At 60.3% G+C, this 9,475-nt stretch carries 14 protein-coding genes, 1 tRNA gene and 1 pseudogene; 1 reads left to right on the top strand and 15 read right to left on the bottom strand.

The window, feature by feature from the left end; translation table 11 throughout:
• Positions 1 to 123 precede the first annotated feature (123 nt).
• The 13 genes from ACE4RL_RS13190 to ACE4RL_RS13250 all read right to left on the bottom strand — a co-directional run bounded on the left by ACE4RL_RS13190 (position 124) and on the right by ACE4RL_RS13250 (position 7,347).
• Complete coding sequence (locus ACE4RL_RS13190; RefSeq protein ID WP_375597586.1) at positions 124 to 477, bottom strand: HNH endonuclease; 354 nt, start codon at positions 475 to 477, stop codon at positions 124 to 126.
• On the bottom strand, positions 477 to 632 hold the full coding sequence (locus tag ACE4RL_RS13195) for a hypothetical protein (protein WP_375597587.1): 156 nt from the start codon (positions 630 to 632) through the stop codon (positions 477 to 479). The genes ACE4RL_RS13190 and ACE4RL_RS13195 overlap by 1 nt, the downstream gene beginning before the upstream one ends.
• A 195-nt stretch (positions 633 to 827) precedes the next feature.
• A tRNA-Met gene (locus ACE4RL_RS13200) sits at positions 828 to 903 on the bottom strand.
• A gap of 179 nt (positions 904 to 1,082) precedes the next feature.
• Positions 1,083 to 1,676 (bottom strand): transcription termination/antitermination NusG family protein, encoded by a 594-nt coding sequence (locus ACE4RL_RS13205; RefSeq protein ID WP_375597588.1) that lies wholly within the window; start codon positions 1,674 to 1,676, stop codon positions 1,083 to 1,085.
• A 12-nt stretch (positions 1,677 to 1,688) separates the two neighbouring features.
• Positions 1,689 to 1,874 carry a hypothetical protein gene (locus ACE4RL_RS13210; protein WP_375597589.1) on the bottom strand — a complete coding sequence of 62 codons (186 nt, stop codon included), beginning with the start codon at positions 1,872 to 1,874 and terminating at the stop codon, positions 1,689 to 1,691.
• A gap of 1 nt (position 1,875) precedes the next feature.
• On the bottom strand, positions 1,876 to 2,184 hold the full coding sequence (locus ACE4RL_RS13215) for a hypothetical protein (protein ID WP_375597590.1): 309 nt from the start codon (positions 2,182 to 2,184) through the stop codon (positions 1,876 to 1,878).
• Complete coding sequence (locus ACE4RL_RS13220; RefSeq protein WP_375597591.1) at positions 2,181 to 2,972, bottom strand: helix-turn-helix domain-containing protein; 792 nt, start codon at positions 2,970 to 2,972, stop codon at positions 2,181 to 2,183. The genes ACE4RL_RS13215 and ACE4RL_RS13220 overlap by 4 nt, the downstream gene beginning before the upstream one ends.
• Positions 2,969 to 4,414: a replicative DNA helicase gene (locus ACE4RL_RS13225; protein WP_116590227.1), complete on the bottom strand. Its 1,446-nt coding sequence runs from the start codon at positions 4,412 to 4,414 to the stop codon at positions 2,969 to 2,971. The genes ACE4RL_RS13220 and ACE4RL_RS13225 overlap by 4 nt, the downstream gene beginning before the upstream one ends.
• Positions 4,415 to 4,513: 99 nt before the next feature.
• Positions 4,514 to 5,071 carry a hypothetical protein gene (locus tag ACE4RL_RS13230; protein ID WP_375597592.1) on the bottom strand — a complete coding sequence of 186 codons (558 nt, stop codon included), beginning with the start codon at positions 5,069 to 5,071 and terminating at the stop codon, positions 4,514 to 4,516.
• A 58-nt stretch (positions 5,072 to 5,129) separates the two neighbouring features.
• Positions 5,130 to 6,314: a DNA cytosine methyltransferase gene (locus tag ACE4RL_RS13235; RefSeq protein ID WP_375597593.1), complete on the bottom strand. Its 1,185-nt coding sequence runs from the start codon at positions 6,312 to 6,314 to the stop codon at positions 5,130 to 5,132.
• Positions 6,311 to 6,544, bottom strand: coding sequence for a hypothetical protein (locus ACE4RL_RS13240; protein WP_375597594.1), 234 nt, complete (start codon positions 6,542 to 6,544; stop codon positions 6,311 to 6,313). Before ACE4RL_RS13240 ends, ACE4RL_RS13235 begins: the two co-directional genes overlap by 4 nt.
• A gap of 209 nt (positions 6,545 to 6,753) precedes the next feature.
• Positions 6,754 to 6,972, bottom strand: a complete 219-nt coding sequence (locus tag ACE4RL_RS13245; RefSeq protein ID WP_375597595.1) for a hypothetical protein — start codon at positions 6,970 to 6,972, stop codon at positions 6,754 to 6,756.
• 30 nt (positions 6,973 to 7,002) lie between these two features.
• On the bottom strand, positions 7,003 to 7,347 hold the full coding sequence (locus tag ACE4RL_RS13250; protein ID WP_375597596.1) for a hypothetical protein: 345 nt from the start codon (positions 7,345 to 7,347) through the stop codon (positions 7,003 to 7,005).
• A gap of 94 nt (positions 7,348 to 7,441) precedes the next feature.
• On the opposite strand from ACE4RL_RS13250, the gene ACE4RL_RS13255 reads away from it, so the two are divergent.
• Positions 7,442 to 7,840: a hypothetical protein gene (locus ACE4RL_RS13255; protein ID WP_375597597.1), complete on the top strand. Its 399-nt coding sequence runs from the start codon at positions 7,442 to 7,444 to the stop codon at positions 7,838 to 7,840.
• Between the two features lie 1,116 nt (positions 7,841 to 8,956).
• On the opposite strand, the pseudogene ACE4RL_RS13260 reads toward ACE4RL_RS13255, so the two are convergent.
• Positions 8,957 to 9,208: pseudogene (locus tag ACE4RL_RS13260) on the bottom strand (DUF2312 domain-containing protein); the annotation flags it as partial.
• Positions 9,209 to 9,472: a hypothetical protein gene (locus tag ACE4RL_RS13265; protein ID WP_375597598.1), complete on the bottom strand. Its 264-nt coding sequence runs from the start codon at positions 9,470 to 9,472 to the stop codon at positions 9,209 to 9,211.
• Between the last annotated feature and the right edge of the window lie 3 nt (positions 9,473 to 9,475).

Here is a 9,475-nt window from a genome sequence, read left to right on the forward strand (position 1 = left end):
GTTCGGTTTGCACCTTGGTTTGCACCTGCAAACTTACAGGACAGGAAAAAAATCTCTGCATGAGGGCGTCGTGGGTGCTGGCCGGAGCCGACTTCTGAACTTTGACCCTGCCCCCCCTTAGGGTCAGGTCCAACCCTGCTCTTGCGAGCGCGCCTCGCTGTCGTGCCATTCCTTGCTGACGGCCTGCAGGTTCTCAATGTCCCAGAACAGCCGCTCATCCGCCTTGTGGGGGATCTTGTGGTGAACCACAGGGCTGTTCGGCTCGTTCGGCCCACCAACAAGCAGCACACCCGTCTGCTGGCAGGTGTATAGATCGCGGGTCAGGACTTCGAGGCGCAGCTTCTTCCACCGTGCCGAGTGATACCAGGAGCGCACCTGCGCATCAGGGCTAAACCGAGTGTCCCTCACCTGCCTTGTGCTGTGCAGTCTTGGGCCCATCGGCTTGAGCCGGGGCTTGAGGGTGGTAAGCTTGGGCATTAGCGGACGGCGAACTTCGAAGCGTCGATGATCGCCTTGGCCTCGGCATCCATATCAATGGCAAAGCCTGCACGCGCCAGTGCAGCAAGGGTCAGGATGCGCGCCCCATACCACCAGGGCAGCTTGACTGAGAGTGTCGCAGATATCCGCGCCATCATTCTCTCCCTTGAATTCTCGCGCTTCTAGCCTCCTGTGGGAGCGCCGTGCGCGCCGGTTTTTCAATTCGACGGCAGCGTGGGGACCGGAAACACGCGGCAATCTAGCCCGGGCTGTTCCGGGCGACAGTAAGGGGGCCTCATCATCAACCAAGCCCTCCATCGGGCGAGGTCTAGAGGCCCCCATCTTGAAACTGGTTGCGGGGGCAGGAATCGAACCTGCGACCTTCGGCTTATGAGACCGACGAGCTACCGCTGCTCCACCCACGCATGAAACTGCAAAAGAAAAACCCGCCTGAGCTTTCGCTGGGCGGGTGAACTTTGGAGACAATAACGGCCTTCGAGGTCTATGTACCTCCGGGCCTGCCGAGCCTCGGTCCGATGGACTGGCTACGGATCGCATGGTCGTCCGTCTTCATCTATCCCTGATTTGCGCGGACGAATCAACCCTTATGCGGCTGCTTCTCGACAGGAGGTGTCAGCAGCTCCACCAAGAAGACCACCGAGCATCATGGCGCGCTCACCCGCTGCTCTAACCACCACTGGCCGATCCTTCGACGCCCTGGCCTTGAGCGATGTACTGGACCGGATTACCCCACGTCCCTGAACATGGACAAGCTGAACTGTCTTCTCGACCTCCTGACCCTTGTAGACGATGATCTGGCGCTCCAGCGTCATCTGCCCATCAAGGCGGGTTGAGCGATAGTTGACCCAATCCCTGCTGGCCGTATCAATGCGGCGCGGATAGACCCTGCCCATACCATCAGGCACCGAGAGAACACCGTTGACCAGGTGCATGGACATCACGTCGAGCCAGTTCGGCGCCGATGGGAACCCGACGAAGACCGTGCCGGGGAACTCAGGTCTCACCACTTCCACTTTGCCCTTCGCATAGCGGCTGCGTTTCTGGAATTTCGTCATGGTCGGAATGAAGGTCATGCATCCGCGCTTATTAAAGAAATACCCGGCCAGGAACTCCTTCTGGCGCATCACATCGATCGCGTACCAGTGGAGCTCATCATCTTGGAATTCACGTCGTGCCATCAGTCTCGGCCCCTATTGCTGGTCTGGATTGTGTGTGCGGCAGTACCACTGCCCTAACTTCGGATCGGTCTTGCTCTTGATCGCCTTCAGGTGGACGCCATGACCGAAATTGGCTGGCTGACCACAGACCTCGCAGAGAAAAACCGGGATTTCATGGGCCTGGCCGTATGAGCGGATCTGATGCCATTGGACTGGCATGTCATTGTCCTGCCCTTTTCTGATCGAGGGCGCTGCGACCAATCGGAGGATCACCGAACATCATAGCTGTGCGGCTGGCATAGCGTGGTGCCGGTGGGATTTCCGCCCGAACCGATTCCTCGAAATCACGCTTGGTGCGTCGGATACGACTCTCTTTCGCTAAGGACAGACCCAGTGTCGCGGCCTTACCCAAACAGGCAGTTGAAGGCCGGCCGACGATTTCAGCGGCCTGTTTCGGAGTGAGATCGCGTTCGCAGCATTCCTTGAGCTTGCTGATCTCATCTGCTGTCCAACGTGTTCCACGGGTCATTTTGCTGCCCTCGCTTGTTCGAGCTCAGTTTTGCGGATGGTCAACCGACCTGATTTTGCCACCAGCACCCTGTCGCCCATGAAGCGCATGACGGCTGCGAAATCGTCGGTATCAGGCTCGATGGTCACCACATCGGAATCGTCGGCCTCTGGTTCATCGAACCCAGTCCAGCCTTCATCCTCGATCCAGCGCACCAGGGCCGGCACAAAACGAGACGCTCGCTCAACGGTTTCGCCACGGGCCTGCCGCTCACTGTCGAAAAGCGCCGCATACCGCTTAGCACCGGCCAGACAAGCCGCCTGTGCAGCCTGATCGAGATCCAGAAACGCCTTGAGGGCAGTCTTTCGGCTCTGCCCTGGACGGCGTGGGAAGACGGCCCAAACCTCAGCGAAGCGAGCGCGCGCATTATCATCGCGCAGCGATGATTTAGATTGGTGGTTAGGTTGGGGGTTATGCGCGGCGAAATCCGCCGGTGGTTTTGGTGGTTTTTCGCCTCTGGCGATTTTCGCCACTGGCAGATTTCGCCGCTGGATGAAAAAGCGGTATCTGCCGAGCGTGCCATCGGCCCTACGGTCGCGGACGCGGGTTATAATCCCGGCCTGTTCCAATGCGTCGAGATGATCGCGCACCGTCTTTTCGCCCTGGTCAGTGTACTGGGAAAGCTGCCCCACAGAAGGGAAGCAAGACCAGTTCTCGTCTGCATAGTCGGCCAGCGCCATCATCACGAACTTTCGGCCGCTCGGCTTGATGGTGGACTTAGCAATTGCTGTTAGAGCCTCGTTACTCATGCCACGCGCTCCGGTAGACGGTCCGCGCGCGCCAGGTTGCCAAAGCGAGTGAGGTTGGCATCGAAATGCACCTGGACCGTTCCCGTCGGACCATGCCGCTGCTTACCGATAATGATTTCAGCCTTTCCGATAGCGGCCTGCATCTCCTCCTGCCATTTCAGGAAGTCAGCAGTGCCTTCCTTCGGCTCCTTGTTCTTGAGGTAGTATTCGTCTCGATAGACGAACATCACCACGTCAGCGTCCTGCTCGATTGACCCCGATTCCCTAAGGTCGGAAAGCTGCGGGCGCTTGTCCTCACGGGCTTCGACCTGACGGGAGAGTTGCGAAAGCGCGATCACAGGAATTTCCAGCTCCTTGGCCATGGCCTTGAGCGTGGTGGTGATCTCGGTCAGTTCATTGACCCGGCTGTCATTCGAGCGGCGGGAGCCGGTCAGGAGCTGCAGATAATCGATGAAGACGAGATCGAGGCCCTTGGACCGCTTCATGCGGCGCGCCTCGGCAAAGACCTGGTGCACTGACATGCCGCCACGGTCATTGATCATCAGTGGCGCTTGTTCGATCTGGTGCGAAACATCGACCAGCTTGCCGAACTGTGCTTCGTGGATCTTGCCGCGGCGAAGGTCCGACGAAGAAATCTCGACCTGCTCGGACAGGATGCGCACCGCCAATTGACCGGCGCTCATTTCCAGCGAGAAGAATCCCACCCTGCCACCGTGCAGTGCCTTGGTGCCTTGGGCGTCGAACGTAGGGGTAAACTTGCTGGCGATGTTGAACGCGATGTTCGTGGCCAGGGACGTTTTACCCATCGCCGGCCGCCCGGCGATGATGATGAGGTCCGACTTCTGCAAGCCGCCCATCATGCGGTCCAGATCGTCAAGGCCAGTCGCATAGCCCGATAGCCCACCATCGCGCTGATAAGCCTCGCCGATAGTCGTGACGGCCTCTGTCAGTGCAGAGGAGAAGGTCTGGAAGCCTTTGTGCTGCTGTCCGGTCTTTGCCAACTCATGGAGAGCTTTCTCGGCTTCCTCGATCTGCTCAGTCGAATTGTATTCCGATACCGGGTTCATGGCCTCGGTTTCGATGAGGCCGCTGATTTCGATCAGGCTCCGGCGGGTCGCTAGTTCCTTGATCGCCTTGGCATAGTCCGGGGCATTGATGACAGTGGTCGCCTCGGTCATCAGCCGGCCCAGGTATTGGGCCATGGTCATGCCTTCGAGGAAGTCAGGTGGCAGATGAGCTTTGAGGGTGACAGCATCTGCCACCTTCCCGACCTTGGCGAACTTTGCCATTGCCTCGAAAATCATCCGGTGCACGGGCTCATAGAAGTGCTCAGGCGCGACGATATCGGCAGCACGGTGAAATGCCTCATTGTTCATGAGGATCGCACCAAGCAAGGCCTGCTCGGCTTCGATGTTGTGCGGAACGGGCTTCTGTTCAGACATGCGAGGCCTTCCGCTGGGCGCGATTGATGATCGGATCCCGCGCCATGCGCAGAACAACCCAGAGCGGTTTCATGGTGGAGTTATCATTGGCGGGAGGGGTCACTTTCCACCCCACAGCATTCGAGCATGGGAATAGTTGCCAGGACCCCAGACGTACCAAGCGTGATCCTCGGTGCCGGTTTCCCCGTTCCCTGCCCATGAAATCCTGTCCAGCAAGGCAATCTTGGCCATAAAACGAGGATTGTCTTGGAACAGATGTCGGCGGGTTTTGCCGAAATCGAATTTGGCAGTGAGCAGCAGCGCCACCATGCCATCGCAGCGCTCAAGCGCCAGTTCGGCGAAGCGCACGGCATCACGGTTGCCCTTGCCGTATGGGGGATTGGTGATGATGGCGTCGCACTGGTATTGCCAGATGTCCGAAGCGTTCAGAAAATCGAAGTCGACATCATGCTCACGGTCATAGGTGGCTATGTCCGAGGTGTAGACCCTGGCACCAGCCGCGCTAAGCACGTCGGCCATGAGATGGTTGCCAGCTGCGGGCTCCCAGACGCGCAACCCGGCCACAGGGAAATGCCGTAGCAGCACTTCCGTAGCCCACGGTTCGGTCTGGTAGAGGTCGTTTGCTGCTCGGGCGTACTTTGAGGCAGTGACGGTCATGCTACTGCCCTTTCATCAACAGGACGGGCAGCTTTGGCGTGTTTTGAGTGAGCGATGATCATGCCGATTGCTCCATCATGCGAACAAGGCGAGCTGCGCCGGCGGAGCCGCGGCTGGCGAGGCGAGTTGCGAGAGTGCGGACCGCATACGCTGCTTGAAGTGGGACAACTCCGTTGCCGAGCATGCGAAGTCGGTCCACGCGAGCAGTGTCCAGCCTGGAGGCCATCCCATCAGCCACTCTACGAAAAGCGGGTTCAAGCTCCGGCGAGGATGCGAGGGTGTCTGCCCAACTGGGTAGGTCATCTGGTCCAGGTGGGAAGATAGGGCGCTCGATTGCCCGTTCAGCAAGAGCTCGCTGTTCCGATCTTTCGATCTGGTCATTCTCCCGCCCTGCACATCCGCGACGGATGGGGTTGCCCAATTTATGCTCTGGGATGGCAGCGCCGGTCTGCCCGCACTGTCCCTCTGGTTTGGCCCGCCGTGCTCGGCGTCCGACGCTCTTGGGGTGCTCCATTCCTTCGTCTGATGCGTCAGCATCCGCTGCATATTCGCCCCCGGATTGCCGGCCGCGTCCTCGATTGCCGATGGCGTCAGCCATGTCGAAGTCTGCACCAGCACGTTCAAACTGGTTATCGTGTTGCGAGGGCCGCCCTTCATCCTGGCCTTCATCGCCAAGTGGGCCTCCGGCGTCTTGTTGTCGTCCTGGGCAACGGGCGTCGGCCACTGCGAGGATGAATGTTCGCTCGCGCTGATGGCTTGCGCCGACTTCTGCCGCCGTGAACAGTCCGATCTCACACGCGAAACCAAGTCGGCCCAGGTCTCGCCAAACGCGCTCTGCGCCTCCGCTGGAGAGCATTCCGCCGACATTTTCGATGCCGACGAACCATGCTCCAGACTGGACGATGATGCGCCGAGCAGTTGACCAGAGGTCGCGGGAATCAGCACGCTCAAGGCGCTTGCCGGCGAGGCTATGAGGCTGGCACGGTATGCCGCCAATGAGGCCGTCCACTGCGCCACGCCAAGCGCGGCCGTCGAAGGTTCTGGCATCACTCCACACAGGAGCCGGAGCCAAGAGACCTTCCTGCATCGCTGAAACCAGTTGCGAGACTGCGAAGGCTTCCCTCTCCACCAGACAGACGCTTCGAGCGCTTGGAATTGCCAGTTCGACGCCGAGGTCAAGTCCGCCTCCGCCTGTGCAGATGCTGATGAGGTTGAGACTGTCGGGACGTAGAGCCACATTCACGCCGTCCGCCCCGCAATGCTGTCGATGGCTTTTTGGACTTCACGGTTGCGGCGCCATTTGACCAACTCTGACCGGGCAATCTCCGGCAGGTTGGCAGGGCGGCCAGAAGCTGCTGCCTTGATCGCCTCCTTGCGCGCCTTCTCGCTCCGTCCAGCCTTGGCTTTGACGAAGGCGGCAAGCTCACGCTGCCGGGCGTTGAATTCGCGGGTCCAGTTCCTGGCGTTACCCATTTGTCAGAACTCCAGTTCGATTGCCGGCGGGGGAGGCTTAGGACGCCCCTGCCCCTTCGGCTTGTTTCCGAGATGGAACTGTCCGCAATGCGGGCAGTGGTAGATGTTGAGGTGCTTGAAATGACCGCGCTGCGCTGCCGCCGCCGAGTAGCTGGGGTGCCCGACCTTGCCCTTGCACATCGCTACCTGGTCGGGGTGGCGCTGCATGGCTATTCAGCCGCGGCGGCTTTGAGGTCGACCACATTGGCGGCCGGGCCCGACATCAGCTTGAGAGCCTCGTTGATGTCGTCCCGCTCTGCCTGGGCAGCAGCGATTTCCGATGCCAGGATTTCATCCCGGGCCAGCAGTTCCGTCCGCCGGGCGTCGTGCAGTGCGCGAACAGCACCGGTATGAGCTCCGGGTGAGTAGGTCTCGGTCTTCGATGCCATGGTCAGTCTCCCTCGGGTTCGTGAGCAAGTTCAGGGGCGATGAGCAGCGCCAGCCAGCGCGCGGAGCGCAGCAAGGACCGGGCTACCCGCACCCTCACCCGCACATGCCAGGATGGCGTCCGCGCGGCTGATGAGTTGGTCGATTTCGGTGAGTTCGGCGTGGCCATATCGAACACCTGTGTATTCCTCGATTTCGCGCAGTTCGCGCGGACGGATGCTGACCCGCTCGTCGCCGTACCAAATGTCCTTGGTGCGGGACGGCTTCCATTTCAGGACGCGGGCGGCATGCCGGATGCGGTTGCCGATGTGGCTGGAGAGGGCCGAAGGGGCTACGGCCTCATGAAGCTGGGTCTGCGCCCAGACGAGTTCAGACATTTCGGAGTTCTCCGAAGACTTTTCGGACATTTCCTAATCCTTTGCGTGCAGAACTGACCTCACGATCTGAACGGCACGAGGAAAGGCTTTTGAGATGGACGACCGCCGCACTGAACTGACGAAAGCACTGGTGCGGCAGGGATTGCGCGGGGGATCGGCGGGAACCGAAACCACGCTGGGAATGAAGGGCGCGAGCAGCCAGGGAACGGCGCTCAGCGCAATGGGTTGGGCGAATGCCCTGCTCGACCGGGAGGAGGGTGAAATCGAGCCGATGCACTCGCCCGCCGTCGGGGAGGAGGATCGCCGGTTTGAGAATTCGGAGGCAGGAGCCACGAAGGCCCCTGCCCGTGTGCGTTGGGACAACACACGAGAACCCAGCCCGGGCGGGGCAGCCCGGCCAGTCCTGCGCCTGGTTCATTCCAGCAGCAGGCGACGGCCGACGCGCTACGTCATCGGTCCTCGGCTGGTGCTGATAGATGGCGGGAAGGGCTGACATCAGAGCCACCCCGCCCAGATCATCAAGTCGGGAAGCGCGTAGATGAACAGCGCCAGGACTGCCAAAACGGCCAATACCTTGCTCATGCCAGGCGCCCAGCGATGTGCAGGACAAAGGCAGCAGAAGCCACGAGGCCAAGAGCCCCAGCCAATGCCCACAATGCAGGTGCACCGTCGAAGCGGCCGATACGATGAGATTTCATCAGACCGGCTCCATCCACAGTTCAAAGGCGCGGTAGATGTCGTCTTTGCGCTTGGGGTGCTGGCGCGTCAGAGTCTGGGCAATGACGCGCTTCTGCTGCTCATTGAGCATACGGCCTTCAACGTTGAGGCGGATGATATCGATCAGAGGGTCAGTGCCGTCGTACTGGACCACGGCATAGGTCAGCGGAGAGCCGTCGAGCTCGGTCATGGTCCGGGCCGTCATATACCTGGCCCAGCCGTCGAGGATGACCTTGCCCTGCTTGATGATGGGCTGGGCCCTGCCGTTTGCCAGTTCGTCCTGGATGAGGGCGCCGTCCTGCCCCATGTTCGCGAAGGCAATGGAGATGGCGCTGCGCTCTACTCCCTCAGGGGGATGGTTCTCATAGGTGACGATGCCGGGGGCGGCGTATTTTGGTGCTGGCGAGGCTTGGCTTTGGACAGGCTCTGCCTCGCCAGCGGCGTCGGCGTTGCTTTGGGCAAGCTCTTCCGACTGGCCAGCACTGCCCTCATGCTGGGGTTCGGTCGAAACCGGATTTACGGTTTCGGGATGAGTAGCGACCTGACCATTGAGGGCTTGGGAGTTGGTCAGGTCGCTGCCAGCCTGGGTCAAGGGCTGGGGTTCGGTGATTGGGTCCCGGTCTTCGGCGCCCTCGGCACCGGGAAGCGAGGTGTCAAGCCGACTTTCTTCCGAGCGGTCGTCAGAAGATGTCTTCGGCGCCTGCCCTGCCGCTTTGGTCGGCTGGGGTTCGGATTTGTTCTTGAGATTGGATGCATCAACGATGTGCATCGCTGGATCGGCGCGGAACTGCGCAACAGCATCTGGCTTCTGATCGGATTTTGCCTTGGCCTGGCTGCTTTCGACTTGGGCAGCGAGGGCATTCAGCCGGTCGCGCTCCTCATAGTAGTCCGCCGGCGCCTCGATCATGCCCAGGGCGCCCATATACAGGTCGAGCAGCGCTTCCTGCTCCATGCGCTCGTTTGCGTCCTGCTTCCGGATCGTCACGACCTTGCGCAGGATCTTGGTGTCGAAGCCATTGCCCTTGGCCTCGGCATAGATTTCCTTGATATCGGCAACCAATGCTGCCTTTTCTTCCTCCATGCGCTCGATACGCTCGATGAAGGCGCGAAGTTGGGCCTGGCCAACGTTGTCCTCGACAGCCATCTATGCCTCCAAGAAATTTTTGTGAGCAGTGCTTACATCTTCGACGCGACAGCCAGCCGCGGCGTCGAACTTCGAGCGACATGCGCGTGCCTGGTCGACAGTGCCGGACCATGCATGCTTGGGATTGTCGGTGAGGAAGCCACCAGACCAGTGCAGCCACTGGTTGCCAGCGCGCAGCCTGACCATGCCGGTGCCGGTCTTGGTGCTGACGCCAAACATCTTGTCGGCGTTGGAAATCTTGGAGCGGATGGGATCTGCCAGCATGAT

This window comes from Devosia polycyclovorans (assembly GCF_042181575.1).
In the GTDB taxonomy this organism is placed as follows: Bacteria; Pseudomonadota; Alphaproteobacteria; order Rhizobiales; family Devosiaceae; genus Devosia; species Devosia polycyclovorans.